At 45.5% G+C, this 21,790-nt stretch carries 17 protein-coding genes; 2 read left to right on the top strand and 15 right to left on the bottom strand.

Annotated features, from left to right (window positions below; all coding sequences use genetic code 11):
• Positions 1-97: 97 nt before the first annotated feature.
• The 8 genes from uxaC to argC all read right to left on the bottom strand — a co-directional run bounded on the left by uxaC (position 98) and on the right by argC (position 10,486).
• A complete protein-coding gene (uxaC, locus tag WH46_RS17635) occupies positions 98-1,525 on the bottom strand; it encodes a glucuronate isomerase (RefSeq protein WP_046227696.1) in 1,428 nt (475 codons plus the stop codon).
• 696 nt (positions 1,526-2,221) lie between these two features.
• Positions 2,222-3,625, bottom strand: a complete 1,404-nt coding sequence (argH, locus tag WH46_RS17630; RefSeq protein WP_046227695.1) for an argininosuccinate lyase — start codon at positions 3,623-3,625, stop codon at positions 2,222-2,224.
• An 8-nt stretch (positions 3,626-3,633) separates the two neighbouring features.
• The gene (locus WH46_RS17625) at positions 3,634-4,887 is read right to left on the bottom strand and encodes an argininosuccinate synthase (protein ID WP_046227694.1); all 1,254 of its coding nucleotides are present in this window, start codon (positions 4,885-4,887) and stop codon (positions 3,634-3,636) included.
• A 57-nt stretch (positions 4,888-4,944) separates the two neighbouring features.
• A complete protein-coding gene (gene argF / locus WH46_RS17620) occupies positions 4,945-5,910 on the bottom strand; it encodes an ornithine carbamoyltransferase (protein ID WP_046227693.1) in 966 nt (321 codons plus the stop codon).
• A gap of 43 nt (positions 5,911-5,953) precedes the next feature.
• The gene (locus WH46_RS17615) at positions 5,954-7,195 is read right to left on the bottom strand and encodes an acetylornithine transaminase (RefSeq protein ID WP_046227692.1); all 1,242 of its coding nucleotides are present in this window, start codon (positions 7,193-7,195) and stop codon (positions 5,954-5,956) included.
• 76 nt (positions 7,196-7,271) lie between these two features.
• On the bottom strand, positions 7,272-8,075 hold the full coding sequence (gene argB / locus WH46_RS17610) for an acetylglutamate kinase (protein ID WP_046227691.1): 804 nt from the start codon (positions 8,073-8,075) through the stop codon (positions 7,272-7,274).
• Positions 8,076-8,096: 21 nt separating this feature from the next.
• A complete protein-coding gene (argJ, locus tag WH46_RS17605; protein ID WP_046227690.1) occupies positions 8,097-9,323 on the bottom strand; it encodes a bifunctional glutamate N-acetyltransferase/amino-acid acetyltransferase ArgJ in 1,227 nt (408 codons plus the stop codon).
• Between the two features lie 104 nt (positions 9,324-9,427).
• Positions 9,428-10,486 carry an N-acetyl-gamma-glutamyl-phosphate reductase gene (gene argC / locus WH46_RS17600; RefSeq protein ID WP_046227689.1) on the bottom strand — a complete coding sequence of 353 codons (1,059 nt, stop codon included), beginning with the start codon at positions 10,484-10,486 and terminating at the stop codon, positions 9,428-9,430.
• 358 nt (positions 10,487-10,844) lie between these two features.
• Here argC and WH46_RS17595 point away from each other — a divergent pair, with 358 nt between their 5' ends.
• Positions 10,845-11,315: a DUF6386 family protein gene (locus WH46_RS17595; protein ID WP_046227688.1), complete on the top strand. Its 471-nt coding sequence runs from the start codon at positions 10,845-10,847 to the stop codon at positions 11,313-11,315.
• A gap of 351 nt (positions 11,316-11,666) precedes the next feature.
• On the opposite strand, the gene WH46_RS17590 is transcribed toward WH46_RS17595, so the two are convergent.
• From WH46_RS17590 to secA, 3 genes are all read right to left on the bottom strand, one after another.
• A complete protein-coding gene (locus tag WH46_RS17590) occupies positions 11,667-12,566 on the bottom strand; it encodes a YitT family protein (RefSeq protein ID WP_046227687.1) in 900 nt (299 codons plus the stop codon).
• A 416-nt stretch (positions 12,567-12,982) separates the two neighbouring features.
• Positions 12,983-14,099, bottom strand: a protein-coding gene (gene prfB / locus WH46_RS17585; protein WP_156172301.1) for a peptide chain release factor 2 whose coding sequence is annotated in 2 segments (ribosomal slippage) — positions 12,983-14,026 and positions 14,028-14,099 — 1,116 coding nt in all. Because the reading frame shifts where the segments join, the coding sequence is not laid out codon by codon here.
• 108 nt (positions 14,100-14,207) lie between these two features.
• A complete protein-coding gene (gene secA, locus WH46_RS17580; protein WP_046227686.1) occupies positions 14,208-16,661 on the bottom strand; it encodes a preprotein translocase subunit SecA in 2,454 nt (817 codons plus the stop codon).
• Between the two features lie 35 nt (positions 16,662-16,696).
• Here secA and WH46_RS24125 point away from each other — a divergent pair, with 35 nt between their 5' ends.
• Positions 16,697-17,002, top strand: a complete 306-nt coding sequence (locus WH46_RS24125; protein ID WP_156172300.1) for a hypothetical protein — start codon at positions 16,697-16,699, stop codon at positions 17,000-17,002.
• A 402-nt stretch (positions 17,003-17,404) separates the two neighbouring features.
• Here the strand turns inward: WH46_RS24125 and hpf are convergent, their stop codons facing one another.
• From hpf to WH46_RS17560, 4 genes are all read right to left on the bottom strand, one after another.
• On the bottom strand, positions 17,405-17,977 hold the full coding sequence (hpf, locus tag WH46_RS17575; protein ID WP_017815471.1) for a ribosome hibernation-promoting factor, HPF/YfiA family: 573 nt from the start codon (positions 17,975-17,977) through the stop codon (positions 17,405-17,407).
• A 454-nt stretch (positions 17,978-18,431) separates the two neighbouring features.
• Positions 18,432-18,629, bottom strand: a complete 198-nt coding sequence (locus WH46_RS17570; RefSeq protein WP_017815470.1) for a cold-shock protein — start codon at positions 18,627-18,629, stop codon at positions 18,432-18,434.
• A 215-nt stretch (positions 18,630-18,844) separates the two neighbouring features.
• Positions 18,845-19,915 carry a CDP-glucose 4,6-dehydratase gene (gene rfbG / locus WH46_RS17565; RefSeq protein ID WP_046227685.1) on the bottom strand — a complete coding sequence of 357 codons (1,071 nt, stop codon included), beginning with the start codon at positions 19,913-19,915 and terminating at the stop codon, positions 18,845-18,847.
• Positions 19,916-19,963: 48 nt separating this feature from the next.
• Complete coding sequence (locus WH46_RS17560) at positions 19,964-21,784, bottom strand: glycosyltransferase family 2 protein (RefSeq protein ID WP_046227684.1); 1,821 nt, start codon at positions 21,782-21,784, stop codon at positions 19,964-19,966.
• Positions 21,785-21,790 lie beyond the last annotated feature (6 nt).

The raw sequence follows: 21,790 nt of genomic DNA, 5'->3' as shown, positions 1-21,790 counted from the left end.
AGTGAAATATTTCACATTGTTAAATGGAACTTGCCGGATTCTGCCCGGACACCAGCGTATATGCTGGCATCCGGCAAGAAATGTCCGGACTTCTAAATCAAGAGTGACTGCTGACCACTGCAGGAAAGTTAAAATACTGCTCGGCATTGTTGTAACAAATTCCCTCTACCAGGCTGCTCAGCAGCTGTGGATCATTCGGCGCTTCGCCGTTCTCCACCCAGCTGCCCAGCAGATCACAGAGCAGACGGCGGAAATATTCATGCCGGGTATATGAGAGGAAGCTGCGGGAATCGGTCAGCATACCGACAAAGCGGGACAGTACACCCAGATTGCCGAGAATGCGCATCTGTTCGCGGATGCCATCACGATGATCGTTGTACCACCATGAAGTACCGAACTGAATTTTGCCTGGAACGCCTCCACCCTGGAAGCTACCCGCTGCACTTGCCAGTACATGATAGTCATTCGGATTCAGGGAATAGAGGATTGTTTTCGGCAATCCGCCGGCATTCTCCATCGCATCCAGCAGGGAGACCAGCGGCTGGGCAATTACCCCATCATTGATGGAATCATAACCGGTGTCCGGTCCCAGTTTGGCAAAAGCAACTGAATTGTTGTTGCGCAGAGCGTGAATATGCAGTTGCATTGCCCAGCCCAATTCCGCATACAGGCTGCTCAGAAAGACCAGTGTATAGCTCTTATGCTTGGCTTCTTCTTCCGGGCTCACCTGTCCCTGTTCCAGCAGACGAGTGAAGATCTCGCTGACTTCTTCCTTTGTTGTATCTGCGTACATCACTTTATCAATCGCATGATCGGAGACGCGTCCGCCGGCTTCATGGAAGAAGCGTACTCTTTTCTCCAGGGCAGCGAGGAATTCATCATAGCTGCGTATATCGGAACCATGTACTTCGCTCAGTTTGTCCAGCCATGGCTTGAAAGTCGCGCGGTTGACTTCCAGCGCCTTGTCCGGGCGGAAACTTGGCAGTACGGCTGTCTCGAATCCGCTGATTTCGCGAATTTGAGCGTGGTACTCTAGCGAATCGACAGGATCATCTGTAGTGCAGACTACAGTTACTTTGGATTTGGTGATCAGATCACGTGCTCCAAATCCCGGTCCTTGTAACTGCTGGTTTACCTTTTCCCAGATTGCCGGAGCAGACTGTTCATTCAGCAGTTCATGTACGCCGAAGAAACGCTGCAATTCCAGATGGGTCCAGTGATACAGCGGGTTGCCGATCAGCTGCGGTACCGTACGTGCCCATGCCAGGAATTTATCATAATCTTCGGCATCTCCGGTGATATAACGTTCTTCGATTCCATTGGCGCGCATGACCCGCCATTTGTAGTGATCGCCGTACAGCCAAGCCTCGGTAATATTTTTAAATGTTTTATTTTCCAAAATCTCCTGAGGGCTCAAATGGCAATGATAGTCAATAATTGGCATATCTTTAGCTGTCTGATGATACAGTTGAATTGCAGTCTCGCTGTTCAATAGAAAATTCTCATCCAAAAACGTTTTAGCCATGTTCGCCATTCCCTTCGCAATGTATGCTGGTGCTTCCCATGATCGCCTGTCTGAATTCAAATTGTTAACGTTAACATTCACAACTTCATTGTAGCTGTTTTTGGGGAATACGCAATACAATTTGCTGTTTTTTCTTGTTACAGTTATTTGAAAATGTACTGGCTGTTACTGTAACAGATATCACAGATAAAATGGTCAGCTGCCACTCTCTGATTTGTTAATTTCTGTATATCTTACTCCCACTTGCTTTCATTCGTGTTTCTTTTCATTACATTATAGATTGCTGCTCTAGGCAGAGAATAGTTGGATGTTGTTTTCCTGATAGACTTTTGTTTATTTCCGTTGCAGAAGACAATGATCATCGATTTGCTTTTTAAAATTCATCTTATTCGAGATATATAGTCTTATTATTCGCTAGGGATGTCATATAAATTTCTTATTTTCGAGCAGCTAATTATGACTTTTTGCATAGGCCCCTGTAGGGAACTTCCATCATTCGTTTATGATCAGGAAGAAAAAAAGCAGCAATCTCGAAGAGACTGCTGCTTTGGAAGTTACCACTCACCTATCGGTTAGATAGGAGGAGTGGTAACTCTGCTGCGTATATGATTGTCTTCATTTGAACTGATAGTACTTTCTATTCGTACTTTCCATTCGTACTGTCCATAGTCCGATCACCGGTTGTGCGGCTTCCAATCAGCTATGCTGCTCCAGCCATTGCACGGTATGCTGGAGTTTGCCTCCGGCACGTTCGATCGCCTGCTCTACCTGTACAGTCGCTGTACCGCCATATACATTACGGGCATTAACAACCGTCTCCGGCTGCAGCACCTGATAGATCGTATCGTCGAATAGTGGTGAGAAGTTCTGGAATTCGTCCAGTGTCAGATCAAGCAGGTACTTGCCTTCCTGGATGCAGTACAGCACCGTTTTGCCGATAACTTCATGGGCTTGACGGAAAGGCAGACCTTTACCTACGAGGAAATCCGCAATATCAGTCGCATTGGAAAAGTCCTTGTTGACCGCTTCACGCATTCGGCCGGTATTAACTTTCATCGTCGCTATCATCGGTGCGAACAGCTGCAAAGCACCTTCCAGCGTTGCTACGGTATCGAACATGCCTTCTTTGTCTTCCTGCATATCCTTGTTGTAAGCGAGCGGCAGGGACTTGAGCACGGTCAGCAGACCGATCAGATTGCCATATACCCGTCCGGTTTTGCCGCGTACCAGCTCGGCGACATCCGGATTTTTCTTCTGCGGCATAATGCTGCTGCCTGTGCAGAATGCATCGTCCAATTCCACAAAGTTGAACTCGGTGCTGCTCCACAGTACCAGTTCTTCACTCAGGCGGGACAGATGGGTCATGATCAGCGAGGCGCCGGACAGGAACTCGACGATAAAGTCGCGATCGCTGACCGCATCCAGACTGTTTTCATACACGGCATCAAATCCGAGCTGTTCGGCAACAAAATGACGATCGATCGGGAATGTGGTCCCGGCGAGCGCACCTGCTCCGAGCGGCAGTACGTTGATACGCTTGTAGCTGTCCTTGAGACGGTCAATATCCCGTTCGAACATGGACACATAAGCCATCAGATGATGAGGGAACAAGATCGGCTGGGCACGCTGCAGATGCGTGTAGCCCGGCACGATCGTATCCATATTGCTTTTCGCCTGGGTGATCAGGGATTCCTGCAGTGCATGCAGCAGTCCGACCAGCTCGACGACCCGTTTGCGCAGATACAGATGCATATCGGTTGCTACCTGATCATTACGGCTGCGGCCGGTATGCAGCTTGCCGCCGACAGCGCCAATTTCCTCAATCAGATGCTTTTCAATATTCATATGGATATCTTCATCCGAGACGGAGAATTGCACTTCTCCCGCCTGGATCTTGGATAATACTTTGTTCAGACCGGCTTTGATCGTCTCTACATCTTCTGCAGGTACGATGCCGCATTTGCCCAGCATGGTGACATGAGCGAGACTGCCCTGGATATCTTCTTCTGCGAGTGCTTTATCGAAATGGATAGAGGCTGTGTACTCCTCCACCAGATGGTTGGTTTGCTTGGTAAAACGTCCGCCCCATAGTTTGCTCATGCTGTTGGTCACACTCCCTGTTTGGCTTGTGCTGCTGCCTGCTGTACACCTGCATTTACCTTGAGACGCAGTGCGTTCAGCTGGATAAATCCTGCCGCATCGCCCTGATCATAGGCATTGGTCGGATCGGCTTCCATCGTAGCAATATCCGGGTTGTACAGGCTGACCGGACTGCTCAGTCCTGCCGCGATGATATTGCCTTTGTACAGTTTGACTTTGACAGTACCGGTGATGTTCTTCTGGCTCTCGGTTACAAGTGCCTGAAGCGCCAGACGCTCCGGAGCGAACCAGAATCCATTGTAGACCAGATTTGCATAACGGGTAATCAGCGAGTCGCGCAGACTCATCACTTCGCGGTCCATCGTCAGGGACTCCATTTTGCGATGAGCAGTGAACAGGATGGTACCGCCCGGTGTCTCATATACGCCGCGGCTCTTCATGCCGACAAAGCGGTTCTCTACCATATCGACACGACCGATACCGTGCTTGCCGCCCAGCTCATTGAGCTTCTCCATCACTTCCAGCGGTGTCATGGACTGGCCATTCAGCGCGATACAATTTCCTTTTTCAAATTGCAGTTCCAGCATTTCCGGCTGATCGGGTGCATCCTCCGGGGATACGCTGAGTACGAACATATCCTTGTTGCTCTCTGCACTTGCATCAAAGTCCGGATCTTCCAGCACACCGCTCTCATAGCTGATATGCAGCAGGTTGCGGTCGGTCGAGTACGGCTTCGCCGCAGAAGCTGTTACAGGAATACCATGGGATTCCGCATAAGCGATCATCTCGGCACGTCCTGGGAAGTCTTCGCGGAACTTCTCCAGACGCCATGGAGCGATAACCTGAATCTCCGGTGCGAGTGCAGCGGCATTCAGTTCAAAGCGCACCTGATCGTTTCCTTTGCCGGTGGCGCCGTGAGCGATAGCGATCGCTCCCTCTGCACGGGCAATCTCGACCATACGCTTGGCAATCAGCGGACGTGCAATACTCGTACCGAGCAGGTACTGTCCTTCATACAGCGCGCCTGCCTGGAACATCGGATAGATGAAATCTTCGGCGAATTCCGCACGCAGATCGTCGATGTAGACTTTGGATGCACCGGTAGCCAGTGCTTTTTCTTCCAAACCGTCCAGTTCGTCCGCTTGTCCGATATCGGCTGTAAAGGTAATAATTTCGGCATCATAGGTTTCTTTGAGCCATTTCAGAATGATTGATGTATCCAGACCTCCGGAATAAGCGAGTACGATTTTATCTTTAGCCATAAGTAGGTTCCTCCAGTTACTGATTCACTTTGTATTTGTTTATCTGTTTATTTGTTTTTAGCCGATCAGTGCAGCCATAATGGCTTTTTGTGCATGCAGACGATTCTCTGCTTCATCGAAAATGACGCTGTTCGGTCCATCGATTACACCTGCACTCACTTCTTCACCACGATGAGCCGGCAGGCAGTGCAGGAAAATATAATCCGGCTTGGCATAGCTAACGAGTGCTTCGTTTACCTGATATGCCGCAAATGCCTTTTCACGGATCTTCTGTTCTTCCTCGAAGCCCATGCTGGCCCATACATCGGTATAGATAACATCCGCATCCTGAACAGCTTCCTGCGGATCGCGTACTACCTTGATCGTCGCTCCGCTCTCGGCTGCCAGCTGCTCGCACTGCTTGATCACAGCAGGATCAGGTTCATACCCTTCCGGACTCGCTACATACACGTCCAGGCCGACTCGTGCGCCGCCGATCATCAGGGAATGTGCCATATTGTTGCCATCGCCGATGTAAGCCAGTTTGAGCCCTTTCAGCTTGCCCTTTTGCTCTACGATCGTCTGGAAGTCTGCCAGCACCTGACAAGGATGACCCAAATCACTCAGTCCATTAATTACCGGAATATCTGCATATTTTGCAAGTTCCGTTACATTCTCATGCCCGAAAGTACGGATCATGATACCATCCAGATAACGTGACATAACACGCGCTGTATCGGCAATGGTCTCACCGCGTCCCATCTGGATATCATTTTTGCTGAGGAACAGGGCATGTCCGCCCAACTGATAAGTACCTACTTCAAAGGAAACCCGCGTACGTGTCGAAGATTTCTCAAAAATCAGTCCTACCGTCTTTCCTTCAAGCGGACGATAGCTTTCTCCTGCTTTTTGCTTGCGCTTCAGCTCAATCGCCAGTTCGATCAGAAAGTTGATTTCTTCTGCCGTATAATCACTGAGTTCCACAAAATCCTTGCCTTTGAAATGACTCAGTTCCAGTTGGTTCTGCTGTGCTGCATCTGCCATACTCTCTTTTCCCCCTTGTCGGATATGATCCCTGTCTTGCTATTTATACGCCGCTTGGTCCGGATGCGCTGGCTACCGGAGCATATTCATGAATAATATCGCTCACAATCTGCACCGCCTGATCAATCTCCTGCTTCGTAATCAGCAGGTTTGGCAGCAGACGAATCACATTTGGGCCTGCATTGACGAACAGCAGTCCTTTTTCCTGTCCAGCCATAATCATCTCGTTCACCGATGATGTACATTCGATCCCGATCATCAGACCTTTGCCGCGGATTTCTTTGACAAAGGAATGACCGGATAGCTTGTCATGCAGCTGCTGCATCAGATACTCGCCCATTTGGGCTGCATGCTCGACTACATTCTGTTCCTGCATCGTCTCCAGCGTCGCAATCACTGCTGCAGTTGCCAGTGGTGTACCGCCAAAGGTAGAGCCGTGACTGCCTGCCGTAAACGCCTCTTTGAGATACGCTTTGCCGACCATCGCGCCAACCGGGAAGCCGCTCGCCAGGCCTTTCGCCAGCGTGAAAATATCCGGCTCAATACCGTAATGTTCAAAGGAAAGCAGTTTCCCTGTCCGCCCCATACCCGTCTGAATCTCATCGATGATGAGCAGCAGTCCATGCTGCTTGCACAATTCGGCTACAGCCTGTACATACTCCGTTTTAGCCGGATGTACGCCGCCTTCCGCCTGGATCATTTCCAGCATTACCGCTGCCGTATGCGGTCCGATCGCCGTTTGGAGTGCTTCCAGATCATTCAGCGGTACCGTAACAAAGCCAGCCGGCAGAGGATGGAATCCTTCTTTGACCTTGTCTTGCCCGGTCGCTGTCAGTGTAGCCAGCGTACGTCCATGGAATGATTGGTTAAAGGTAATGATTTCGTAGCGTTCTGCACCTTTTACCTTTTGCTGATATTTGCGTGCCAGCTTGATCGCTGCTTCATTGGCTTCGGCGCCGCTGTTACAGAAGAACACAGCATCGCCGGAAGTCATGGAAGTCAGCAGCTGTGCTGCTTTTTCCTGATTGGGAATTTCGAACAGATTAGATGTATGCCACAGCTCATCCAGCTGCTGTTTGAGCTTATCGGCTACCGCTGTCGGAGCATGACCCAGATTGGTTACGCCCAGTCCGCACATAAAGTCCAGATACTTTTTACCGTTTACGTCCCACAGGTAGCTGCCTTGTCCTTTTGCAAAAGCAATCGGATATCTTGCATACGTCGGGAATAATGCACTTTCCTCGTTCGGTTGTGATTGCTGCTGGTTGTTTGCCGGATTAGCCATATGGATCACGCTCCTCTAATTGGTAGTTGGTGCTGTCGTAATTGGTTTGCTATTGGAATCATCTGCTGATGATTGTTTATTTACGAACAATACGTGTCCCCACGGGATCACCCTGGAGTACTCGACTGAGTATCTGTGGTTCACTGCCGTCTACAATAATGACCTGCTGGACATCTCCCTGAATGCAAGCAATCGCTGCTTTTACTTTGGGAATCATCCCACCGTAGATTTCACCAGTAGCAATCATCTCGTCAATTTCGCTGATCGTTACCTGAGGCAGTACCTTCTTCTCGCCGTCTACCGTGCGCATAATTCCCGGCACATCGGTGACGACGATCATTCGCGGTACACCCAGATGCGAAGCAACCGCTCCGGCTGCCGTATCCGCATTGATATTATATCGCTGCCCGGTGGCATCCGCTCCAACCGGTGCAATGACTGGAATATAACCAAGCTGGACAATCGCCCGAATAATGGAGGCTTCCACATACGTTACATCGCCGACCAGACCAACTTCTGCCGAATTGCTTACTGGCCGCGCTTGAATCAGTCCACCATCGACACCGGAGATACCGATCGCTTTGGCATGACTGCCCTGAATACGACGGACAATTTGCTTATTGATGCTGCCGGATAGAACCATTTCCACTACATCCAGTACCTGCTCGGTCGTCTTGCGGAGCCCGCCGACAAATTCCGTCTCGATGCCCAGGCGGGTCAGGTTATCCGATATAGCCGGTCCTCCGCCGTGTACGATGACAGGAGTGATACCCGAATCCTGAATATGTCTCAGATCTTCAAAAAAAGATGCGGGCAGTGCCGCCAGTGTACTGCCACCGCACTTCATCACAAAGGTACGGTCTGCTGCTGTTTCGTTCATGATGGAGTCCTCCTGTTCCGGTTAAGTGCGGTAGGCCGCATTGATGCGGACATAATCATAGGTTAGATCACAGCCCCATGCCAGCGCCTGTCCTTCGCCATAATGCAGATCTACAACGATTTGTACGGTATCGCCCTGTAGATACTTCAGTGCCGCTTCTTCGTCAAAAGGTACCGGTCTGGAGTCGGTCAGTACTACGATATCGCCGAGGCGAATATCGACTGTATTTACATTCACCGGTTCCCCGGCACGACCGACAGCTGCAATCACCCGTCCCCAGTTGGCATCTGCTCCAAACATGGCGGATTTCACCAAGCTGGACCCAATTACGGTTTTGGCAATCGCGCGTGCAGACAGATCACTGACAGCACCGTTCACGACAACTTCCACCAGCTTGGTTGCCCCTTCGCCATCTCGTGCTATCGATTTGGCCAGATGCTCGCATACATGCCGGAATCCTGCTACAAAAGCGTCCCAATCCGGATGTTCCGGAGTCAGTTCTTCATGTCCAGCCAGTCCGCTTGCCATCGCTACCAGCATATCATTGGTACTGGTATCGCCATCTACGGTAATCATGTTAAATGTCTGATCGGTTGTCGTCCGCAACAGTTGTTGCAGATGCTCTCCCGAGATCGCTGCATCGGTTGTCATAAATGCCAGCATCGTTGCCATGTTCGGATGAATCATGCCCGATCCTTTGGCGGCTCCTGCGATATGTACCTGTCGACCATTTACCTGTACAGCAACACAGATTTCCTTTTTTACCAGATCGGTTGTCAGAATCGCCTGACAGAACTCTTCTGCATGTTCCGGTTGATTACCAATTGCCACTGGCAGCTGTGTAATTCCCGAGGTCACGCAGTCCATTTTCAGCAGTTCACCGATGACTCCGGTAGAAGCTACCGCCACATCATCTTCCGCTAGTCCCAGCTGGCTTGCAGTCTGTGAGCGCATGGTATAGGCATCCTGCTCGCCCTGCTGACCGGTACAGGCATTGGCATTGCCACTATTTACGACTACTGCACGCAGTGTTCCATTCATCAGACTCTGCCGTGTGACCTGAAGTGGTGCTGCCTGAAAAAGATTGGTCGTATACACCGCAGCAGCCGCTGCCGGTACGCTGCATACAATAACACCCAGATCATTACGCTCTGTTTTCTTTAGACCGCAATGTAGCCCTGCCGCCTGAAATCCCTGCGGAGTAACAATCGTTCCACTTGGAACCAGCTCAAACAATGATTGTGACATGATAACTCCTCTCGCTTTCCCGTAGGTGCTGTATATGCTGTATATTGTTATACATTTAATATGCAAATAGTAAGATGCTAAGTTATTGGACCTTTACTCCATCGTTACGGATAGACCGGAAGCATATTCAATCCGGTGTTTTCGGCCCAGCCCATCATACGGTTCATATTCTGAATCGCCTGACCGGCTGCTCCTTTGACTAGGTTATCAATGACCGCAATAATCGTGATCCGACCGGTACGTGTATCCAGTGCAAACCCGATATCGCAGTAGTTGGAACCTGCCACTTCCTTGGTCGAAGGCCACTGCCCTTGCTTACGGATTCGTACAAAAGGGCGATCCCGGTAATACTCACGATACAGCTCAATCCATTCTTCTTCGGAATGATTGCCTGATGTCGATCCATACATGGTGCTCATAATGCCACGTGTCATCGGTACGAGATGAGTGGTAAAAGTAACAGTTACCGGCTTGCCGGCTGCTGCACCAAGTACCTGTTCAATCTCGGGTATATGCTGATGCTTATTGACTTTGTAGGCTTTGAAATTCTCGTTCATCTCCGCATAATGCGATGTCAGGCTGGTACCGCGTCCTGCACCGGACACACCCGACTTGGCATCAATAATAATGCTGTCCGTCGTCAGCCAGCCCGCTTCGACACCCGGCAGCAGTCCCAGAAGTGTAGCTGTCGGATAGCAACCTGGATTGGAGATTAGACGTTTGCCGTGTACATCATTGCCTTTGAGCTCGCACAGCCCATATACTGCTTCCTCCAGGGAGGCCGCATCCGGCGCATCATGCTTGTACCACTCTTCGTAGGTGCTGCTGTCCTTGATCCGATAATCACCGGACAGGTCGATGACTTTCAGTCCCGCCTCCAGATACTGGGGAACCAGCTTGCTGCTGACGCCCGATGGTGTAGCCAGGAATACGATATCTGCCTTTTGTGCAGTCTCCGCTGCATCTACACCGTCCAGGTCCATATCCATGACACCGATCAAATGAGGAAACTGATCTGACATCGGCTTGCCGCTGCTCGAAGCCGATATGACCGAAGTGATCTCCACTTCCGGATGTTGATGCAAAAAACGAATCAGTTCCACTCCGCCATAGCCAGTGGAACCTACGATAGCTACTCTTGTTTTAACTGGATTCACGCTCATTTCCCCCTGTCCGTCTTTGCATTCCCGAATATAAGATGTGTATTATTATACATCCGATGTAATATAAATACAACCGTCGTTGCATACAATTACCACAAACAGATAAAATAGCATAAGTACTATACAGATTATGTTACCTTCATACTTTAGGTCGCTCGTTATTACCCATGTAGAACATTATTCTTTGGGTCAAAGGTAACTCTGCTTTATTCATCGTTTCAACATCAGTCGAATACTTTTTACATTTCGTCTGTCGCTCATCAACACTTTATATTCATGTGCTTATTCGATTCATACCGTTATCTAATTCATTTCGATCCTGATTATTATCTAATCCATATCGTGGAAGGAGTTCCTTATGAATACATTCGAAAGACCGGATACAAATACCTCTTTTTCTTTTTCAACTGATACAGCAGCTCTGGCAATATTCGATATGCAGGCGATTCATCACCGGATCACGGATACGCCCGACTGGTGGACAATTCCAGAAGACGAACTCGCCGAACTAAATCAGGGAAATATAGTTGTATGTCATCTACCTGTAGATGGTACTTATGACGTTCAGCTTGTTCAGCAACTGACGGATACCCAGGTGCGCTGTCATCTACATGTTCCATCCGGGCAAATATTTATCGGCGCCGGGGAAGATATCACTGGAGGAGATTTGCAGCCGGATGATCCGACTGTTGTATCCGGACAAATTATCACGCTGCCTCCCGGCAATTATGAGCTTTCTGTTCATCTCAATGATCACAAGATCCAGATATCATTTATCCCTGCCAGAGAACATCATAACTCGCAGATCGATTCTATTCGGCTCGGTTAAATATAGCAGTCTGTTATCCAAAAATTTTGTGTCATGTAAATCTTATATTCATCCTATGATGTATATAACGATGGTTGATTCTTTCACTTTACTTATTCTGCAAGAAATATATTAAAAAAGCGTACAAACCGATTATTCATGACCGGTCTGTACGCTTTTATTTCATTCCAACAGCTAACAATATTGCATCGCTGTCACAATGATGGAATCTTTATTTGTATTTCGTTGAAATAACTGCTTTTCAGCCTGAATTTCATTTGTCCTGTTCATTGTAACCTGTACTGTACATCCTGCTCTTTTGAACCATTTACTCTTGTCTGCCATTGGATGGTCACCACATATTGTGCAGGATCATCCAGGCAACTTGAATCCTTTACCCAGTACTTCATGCGCATTGCTAATAATGACAAACGCATCCGGATCAACCGCTCGCACAATAGTTTTCAATCGACTGGCTTCATTTTGCCCGACAACAACCATGAATACCGTCCGGTCGTCGCCTGTATATCCACCCTGAGCGTTCAGCTTGGTGAGTCCACGATCCAGGTCATTCAGAATCGCCAGACGCATCGGTTCAATCTCATCAGAGATGATATAAGCCACTTTGGAGTTACTGAATCCCAGCTCCACCGCATCAATCATTTTACTCGTTACAAATAGACCGATCAGCGCATACAGTGCCTGTTCCGGCTTGAGCAGCAGGCCTGCCAGCAGAATAACTGTACCATCTGTCAAAATGACACAGAAAGACATGCTAAATCCGGTCAGTTTGTGTATAATCTGCGCCAGAATCGCCATTCCGCCTGTCGATCCCCGGCCGCGGAATACAATTCCCAGACCAATACCCACACCGATCCCGCCATACAGTGCACCCAGCAGTGGATTGGTGGTAGGCGCTGGCAAATCGCGCGTCAAATAAATAAACATTGGCAGTACAATGGTACCCAGCAATGACCGGATGCTCGCCTGATGCCCCAGCAGCAGATACCCTGCCACAAACAGTGGAATATTAAAGACCCACTGTGTATACGCCGGTTCAATCCCCATAACCTCCGAAGCAATAATCGAGATCCCTGCTACTCCGCCGGAAGCAATATGATTAGGCAGCAAAAACAGATTAAATGCCAGTGCCATGATACATGCTCCAATTACGATCAGTGCCGCATCCCAGCTATTACGCAGCGGTCCTGTCAGTGGAATCATTGGCGGCTTCCGCCTGCGTGCATTGGACTGAGAAGATGTTGTCATCATATATTCATTCACCTATACCCCATAAAATTTGCATCAGTTGCCGAACAACCCTTACAGATCGCCTCTTCCTATTGAAGACACATACCTGTCGCGTGTTTTATTTTAGTGCATATTACTTATTTCTGAAAGAACATACGGCAAATAGGTGATACTTTAATCCGGGAGCGGGCCAACGCAGCTACGCAATCTTAGGCTGAATAACTGAGTAGTCACGCAACTATATTGTAATTAGTCCCTCCCTGTATAACTGTATAACTGTATAACTGTATAACTGTATAACTGTATAACTGTATAACTGTATAACTGCCTTATTATGCTGTCCATCCGCATATTATGCAAACTAAAAAAAGCGACCTTCATCTACAAAAATGAAGGTCGCTTTTGATCATCAATCCATTTGCACTATATTTATCCTTTTACTGATCGACTTCAATTTTCAGCTGGCTGCGAAGATATCCATCGATAAATGGATCCAGATCTCCGTCCATCACAGCTCCGATATTCCCGGTCTCTACCTGGGTACGATGGTCTTTGACCATGCTGTACGGGTGGAACACATACGAACGAATCTGGCTACCCCAGGCAATCTCGGATTGCTCACCGCGGATTTCATCCAGCTGCTTGCGTTCTTCCTCGATTTTGCGCTCATACAACTTGGAACGCAGCATCGTCATCGCACGCTCACGGTTTTTGATCTGGGAACGTTCGGTCTGACAACTCACAACAACGCCGGATGGTAAATGCGTAATCCGGACAGCAGAGTCGGTCGTATTAATATGCTGACCACCGGCGCCGCTGGCACGGTACGTATCTACTTTGAGATCTTCCGTACGTATCTCGATCTCGGTATCGTTCGTAATCTCCGGTACCACATCACAGGATACGAATGACGTATGACGGCGGCCTGAAGAATCAAATGGAGAAATACGCACCAAACGGTGTACTCCTTTTTCTGCTTTCAGATAACCGTAGGCATTATAGCCCTTGATCAGCAACGTCACGCTCTTGATTCCCGCTTCATCACCTGGCAGATAATCCATGACCTCTACCTTGAATCCACTCTTCTCCGCCCAGCGTGTATACATGCGCAGCAGCATGGAACCCCAGTCCTGTGACTCTGTACCGCCTGCACCCGGATGAAGCTCCAGGATCGCATTAAGCTTGTCGTACGGTTCATTGAGCAGAAGCTGCAGTTCGAACTCTTCCAGTTTTTTGACCAGAGCCTGTACGCCGGAAGTTACTTCTTTCGCCAGATCTTCGTCATTCTCTTCGTCTGCCAATTCAACCATCAGACTGATATCATCATATTCCTGCTGCAGTTTGTTATACTGGTCTACCGATCCTTTGACTGCATTCATCTCTGCAATGACCGCCTGAGCCGATTCATTGTCATCCCAGAAGTCCGGAGCTGACATTTTCACTTCAAAGTTTTCGATCATTTCGTTTTTGAGATCTAAGTCAAAGAGACCCCCTAAGGTTGGATAATTTTTGAGCCATTTCACGCAGATCATGCTTTACATTCGGTTCGATCATGAACATTCACCTCTTCGTTAGTATACGATTCCTTTATCCGAGAAAAGACACCCACGATAATGGTGAGTGTCTTTCGGTATCTTGTACAGCCTGGTTCGATCACCTGAATTATTTACGTCTACGGCGACGTTCTTCACGAGAAGGACGCTTTTCTGCCGATTCCGAGCTATTCGTGCTGACTTGGCTTGTATCTACAACAGCCTGACGTTCCTGCTGCGTCTGGATTTGCGCTCTCATCACATAGCCGGCAACTTCTTCCTGAATATCGGCCACCATTTGATTGAACATTTCAAATCCTTCAAACTGGTATTCACGCAGCGGATCGGTACCGCCATATGCACGAAGATGGATACCCTGGCGAAGCTGTTCCATCGCATCGATATGGTCCATCCACTTACGGTCAACCGCGCGCAGAACAACCACTTTCTCGAATTCACGGATCGTTTCTTCGCCAATTTCTTTTTCACGCTGCAGATAACGCAGTTCTACACGTTCGAAGAGGTAGTTAACCATCTCTTCTTTTTCCTGCTCATGCAGCTCGGATTCACTGATTGCATTTTCGAGCAAGAAGTTATTGTTTACATAATCAGCCACTTCCTGAAGTTCCCAGTTCTCTGGAATATCATCGTTACAGTGAACCTCAACCACGCGCTCGATACAAGGCTTGATCATCTGCAGAACAACCTCACGGATATTATCCGATTCCAGAACCTCACGACGCTGCTTGTAGATGATCTCACGCTGTTTGTTCATAACATCATCATACTGCAGGACGATTTTACGCATATCAAAGTTACTGCCTTCGACGCGGCGCTGTGCAGATTCCACGGCACGTGTAATCATACGGCTCTCGATTGGCTGGTCTTCTTCAAAGCCCAGTTTTTCCATCATGTTCATAACATTATCCGCACCAAAACGCTTCATCAGCTCATCACCCAGAGACAGATAAAACTGGGTAGAACCCGGATCACCCTGACGACCGGCACGACCACGCAGCTGGTTATCGATCCGGCGGGATTCGTGACGTTCTGTACCAATGATGTGCAGACCGCCTACTTCCGCAACGCCTTCACCCAGGATAATATCCGTACCGCGTCCTGCCATGTTGGTAGCGATCGTTACCGTACCCGGCTGACCGGCACGAGAAATGATTTCCGCTTCTTCCGCATGGTATTTCGCATTCAGTACCTGGTGCTTGATGCCTTTGCGTTTCAGCATTTCGGACAGCAGTTCCGAGTTCTCGATAGAGACTGTACCAACCAGTACCGGCTGATTCTTCTCGTGGCGAATTACGATTTCGTCAACTACTGCACGGAATTTGCTTTGTACGCTCTTGTATACAACGTCTGGAGCATCTTTACGCTGGTTAACACGGTTAGTAGGAACCTGCAGTACTTCCAGACCATAGATTTTTTTGAACTCTTCTTCCTCGGTTTTGGCGGTACCCGTCATACCTGCCAGTTTTTTGTACATACGGAAGTAGTTCTGGAACGTAATCGTTGCCAGCGTCATGCTTTCGTTTTGCACATCGAGGTTTTCTTTGGCTTCAATCGCTTGATGCAGACCATCGCTATAGCGACGACCAGCCATCAGACGACCGGTGAATTCATCGACGATCAGAACTTCACCGTCAGCTACGACATAATCCACGTCACGGTGCATAATGGCATTGGCTTTGAGCGCCTGCACGACATGGTGGTTAACTGTTACATTGCTGTTATCATACAGGTTTTCCACACCAAAGAAGTTCTCGGCTTTTTCAACACCCGCTTCAGTCAGTGCTACGGATTTTACTTTGATATCTACTGTGTAGTCATCTTCGGCTTTGAGGCTCTTCACGAAACGATCCGCTGCAAAATACAGTTCTGTCGATTTCTGTGCCTGACCGGAGATGATCAATGGTGTACGGGCTTCGTCGATCAGAATGGAATCGACTTCATCAATGATACAGAATTGCAGTGGACGCTGTACCATCTGTTCTTTGTAAAGCACCATGTTGTCACGCAGATAGTCAAATCCGAATTCATTGTTCGTACCGTAGGTGATATCGCAGGCATAAGCCGCTTGTTTCTCTTCATGCTTCATACCGCTCAGGTTAACGCCAACTTCCATACCCAGATAGTTGTAGATACGGCCCATTTGCAGGCTGTCCCGTTTGGCCAGATAGTCATTGACTGTAACGACATGAGCACCTTTGCCTTCAAGTGCGTTCAGGTAGACTGGCAATGTACCTACCAGCGTTTTACCTTCACCTGTTCTCATCTCGGCAATCTTGCCTTCATGAAGAGCAATACCACCGATCAACTGTACGTCAAAATGACGCATGTTCAGCTGACGTTTCGCAGCTTCACGCACAGTAGCGAAAGCTTCAGGAAGCAGCTGTTCAAGCGTTTCACCTTTTTCCAGACGTTCGCGGAATTCTGCTGTTTTCCCTTGCAGTTCCTCATGGGAAAGTGCTTCAAATTCCTTTTCCATATTGTTGATGATGTCAACCGTCTTCATGATCCGTTTAACATCACGTTCATTTGTGTCACCAAAGATTTTCTTAACGATACCTAGCATGGTTAACCCCTTTCGCGCTAAACAGAGATGGATTATTGAATAAATGGAAATTACACGACGCTTCCGGGGGATTATTCAATAACCTCAGTTGCAATAAATTGTACCAGTTTCAGGTAAAAGCCGCAACAAATCAGCTATTTCCGGAAGCAAAATCATATAATGCTGAAGCGGAATATTTTGCTTTGTATGGACTATTTTATTGGAAATTGCGCCCAAAATTTCTGGCGCTGAGTGTAAGATATTTTGCTGTGCAAAAATCACTTTTTATCGAACATCGCGTTTCAGTTGCCAAACGCTTAAGCAGTAAGATATTTTGCTATGCAAAAATCACTTTTCATTAAACATCGCGTTTTAAATAACAAACGCTTAACACACTAAATTTCAATAGGGCCCAGGATAAATATATCCCGCGCCTGACGATATCCATATGATATTCATTACTGTAAATGCTAGTGCGTATACTTATACGTATAAAAAGCAGAAATGTTTCATTATGTGTGCGTGCAGTGAAAGCCAGCATTCAACGAAATCCCTTGATTTCACCAGCTTGCCGAGCCGTGGGACTGCAAGGCATCGGACAGGATTCGTCAGCTTTTTGCACTCTATATAGTATACTCCACTTTACGCCGGATTGCACTTTTTTCAGGGCTTTCCTGCCATGTTTCATTTTGCGGCAAGCAGATATTATCGGGAATTCAAAAAGCCCCGTCCAGTTGGACGAGGCTCCATTACATAGGCTTATATTATTCTTGTTCAATCAGGCCGTATTTGCCATCGTCACGACGATAGACTACGTTGACCTGCTGACTGTTAATGTTCGAGAATACGAAGAACGTATGCCCGATCAGATTCATTTGCAGAATCGCTTCTTCAACGTCCATCGGCTTCAGGAGGAAGCGTTTGTTACGGACGATTTCGAACTCATCGCTTTCCACTTCCACGTCTGCATCTTCGTCTACTGCCAGAGCAGCAGCAGTTGGATCTTCTACGAAGAACGCTTTCAGATTTTCGTCATTTTGACGGAATTTCCGGTTTAGCTTGGTTTTGTGCTTGCGGATCTGACGTTCCAGCTTGTCGACAACCGAGTCGATGGAAGCGTACATATCTTCACTGCGATCCTCCGCACGTAACAGCAGACCGGGGAGAGGAATCGTAACCTCAACGGTAAAGCGTCCGCGATTGGAGCTCAGTGTAACCATACCGTCGGATACGGGAGGTGAATCGAAATATCTTTCAAGTCTGTTGAGCTTTTTGTCCACATAATCTTTAATAGCATCTGTGACTTCAAAGTGCTGACCTCGAATAGCAAAATTCATAGAGCATTCCTCCTTTAGGGAATTATAACATAGATGTTAGCGGCAAGTAAAAGGAGCGTTAAAGGAAAGAAGCTGCAATTTATAACAAATTAGTGACCGACTGCTACAGCGTCTACTTAAGCTCGTTACAAGCCAGAACGTTATTGCGATGAGATGGATATGATGTATGCAATTGAAGGTCTATAACTATCCATCAGAGTACATATATTGTAGGGAAATTGGCAGTCGGTATAGATGGTTCTGCTTTCTTTTTAACCTGTTTCCCATAGATTGAATACGCTCCAAAACGGGTATAGGCTGCAGATTTTTGCTTGATCTGCAGCATTTATGACGTCACGAATAGTTAAAGAAGTATATACAGAAAAAGACCCCGGAATGTACCGGAGTCTTAGCTAATTGTTCAAATGTAACCATCGGAATTACCTATGTAAGGTCGGCATGTGCCAGGGGATGATTATAATTTGATAACGTTAGCTGCTTGAGGTCCACGCGCGCCTTCGACGATGTCGAATTCTACGGATTGGCCTTCTTCAAGCGTCTTAAAACCTTCGGACTGGATTGCGGAAAAGTGTACAAATACGTCTCCGCCTTCGTCTGTCTCGATGAAGCCGTAACCTTTTTCTGCGTTAAACCATTTTACTTTACCTTGCATGCAATAACATTCCCTTCGTTATCAAATAAAGTAAGATCTCGCTTACATTTCTGAATATACCATCTCTGGTTGGAAAATGTCAATTGGAAGAGAAAAGGTTTTATTGTAATTATATTACAATAAAACCTTTCGCTAAATAATTTTATTTACTATAAATAAAACACTAAAATTAGTTTAAAATATAAGGTTATCGTGATTTCTTTTCAATATTATATTCAATTTTCATATTGCGAAATTTGCTCTCTACATACTTCTCGCATATCTTTTCCATCTTCATAATAAAGCGTCCATTGAATAATAGAATTTAAAGTAGTATCTAATGACCAATAAGGTTTCCAACCAAGATTATTAGCTGCTTTTGCAGAGTCTAATTTTAATATAGTAGCTTCTGTTTTCTCATCTTGCTTTGTTACAACATATCCAGAAGTTTTATTAGGCCATTTTTCTAACATATGCTCAACAATTGATTGAACAGTTTTCATTTCACTATCCAAAGGTCCGAAGTTCCATGCCTGAGCATATTCTTTTCCTTTTAAAACGAGATTCTCACATAGCAACAAGTATCCTTTTAAAGGCTCTAATACATGCTGCCATGGTCTAATAGCAGAAGGGTTTCTTATTTGAACTTGTTCCTGATTTATTAAGTATTTAAGCAAATCAGGAATTAAACGATCTTCAGCCCAATCTCCTCCACCAATTACATTGCCCGCTCTTGCTGTTGCAACATTAATATTCAATGTCTTTAAAAAAGAGTCCCGATATGCTGCAGTCACCAATTCTGAACATGCTTTACTACTAGAATAAGGATCATGACCTCCTAATGGTTCATACTCTCTATATCCCCATTCCCATTCTTTATTTTCATAACATTTATCTGTAGTAACATTTAAAATAGCCTGTATAGAACTACATGCCCGTGCTGCTTCCATAATATGCACTGTACCCATGACATTTGTTTGATATGTCTCGATAGGATCGTTATAAGATCTTCGCACTAACGGTTGAGCTGCCATATGAATTACTATTTCTGGATTCGCATTTCTCATGGATTCACATAAAAGTTTATAATTATTAATATCTCCAATAATTGAATTGGTTAATACTTCTTCTACTCTGGCTACTTCAAATAATGATGGTGAGGTAGGCGCAGGAAGCGAATATCCAGTAACATTTGCACCCAGCTTATGAAGCCATAGACTGAGCCAACTTCCTTTAAAACCTGTATGGCCTGTTAAAAAAACATTTTTATCTTTCCAAAATAATTCGTTCACTTTATTTTTTGTCATTAGATTTAAGCCCTCCTAACTTAATAGTGTTTACTATAAGAAATAGATTTATAACTTACTATTGTGATAAGTCATTTGGTATATAGTAAATTCAGAGCTTATTTTTGATCTTACATACTGAGACTCGCGCACATTTCCTTCAGCTAATATATGAGCTAATTCAGAAATTTTCGTTTCAGTGCTTCTGTCCTTTTCAAAGGAAATATTTGTAATAAAATCTATATTATATCCTAGCATATTAGCTTGCGAACAAAACACATCAGAAATATATAATTTGGCATTGTGATTATCATTTGCAGAACCTAACATACTATAAATCGATTCAATACTAATCATATTCTTAATCATGCATACAACTTTACCATCATTCTTAAGAAGTTGAGCGCAGACAGTAAGTATAGTTTCCAAGTCATCATCATAAAAATTGAGTGGCCGATCAATATATATTAAATCCATTTTATTTTCAATTTTACTTGATAGCTGGCCAAAATAATCAAATGTAACACTGCTTGCTGCAAAAGTTTTCAAATCGGCTAAATACTTCTGATCTGTAGTGGCACTAAATACCTTAGGAGTTATACCATGTGCAGACCAAATATAATTTTTAATCTGAAGTAATGTTGCTCCACACTTTGTATCGATTCCTAGTATTGATTTAGCATCAGATAATTTATCAAACTGAATCTGAAGATATGCACGATTCATACGTGCATCTACCCAAGCATCCAAACCATACTTTTCATAAAAGGTTTTTCTTCCTTCTTCTAAAGAGTTACTTTGATGATCAATGGAAGTGGTTAAACTCCCATAATGATGAGTAATAGTATCCCCACAGTAAATTAACTTGTACCCTGCTCGTCTGATTCTAAAGCTAATATCATCATCTAAAAATTCTCCTCTATAGAAACGAGTATCATAATAACCAATCGAATCTAATAAAGCGGTAGGGCAACATAATACATTGGGTAATAAAACTACTCGTTCTTCCCACTTACGAGAATTGCTGACATTATATCTTTCTGCTTCCTTTTCAAATTCTTCTTTAGAATTAAATGGAATATCAATTTGCTGCATGTTGGAAATTGAAGTGGCACCTGGTGAGACAAATCCTATCGTTGGATCTGATTCAATACATAATATAAGATTGTACAACCAGTTAGGCGTAAATATAAAATCGTTACATACTGCTGCAGAATATTTGCCTTCTGCAGCCATTAAACCTATGTTAAATCCTTTGACCAAATGAATATTGTATTTTAAATGTATTACTTTTGCATTAGGTATACTTTCGAAATATTCCTTTGTGCCATCAGTGGAACCATTGTCCACTAAAATAAGCTCGTAATCAATATTGTTTGTATGTTTTATGATGCTTTCTACACAATCACGTGTATAATTAATATTATTATAAGCCAGAAGAACTATACTAACTTTAAAGCGTGATTCATTTCCCTTTTCCATAATAATATTATGATCAATCGTATTAATATCAGGATAAAGCTCAGGATATTGGTATTTGTCGATATCATTTTCTAGAATATATGCAACTTCATATTCTAAAATTCTATATAAGGATTTAAAATGAAAACGGAAATTGTATAAAAATGATTCTACATCTTCAATGACAACACTATTTTTAAGACTTTCAATATAAAACTTAATATTACTGTTTATCTCTTTTACTCTTTGAGGTTTTGTAACTTTCTCAACTACGTTTTCAATTAGATCCAATAGATCTGTTAAATCATCTAATAAACTTAAATCCGAGAGATTGATTTCACCTTTATTAATACAGCTTTCTAAATACATAATTCCTTCACGACCAACTTTTAGACTATCCATTAATTCTATAGAAGTGTAATTATTCATTAAACG

It is taken from the genome of Paenibacillus dauci (genome assembly GCF_000971985.1).
Lineage (GTDB): Bacteria > Bacillota > Bacilli > Paenibacillales > Paenibacillaceae > Saccharibacillus > Saccharibacillus dauci.
Note: the sequence above shows the minus strand (reverse complement) of the source record. Positions and strands in the feature narration are given on the sequence as shown.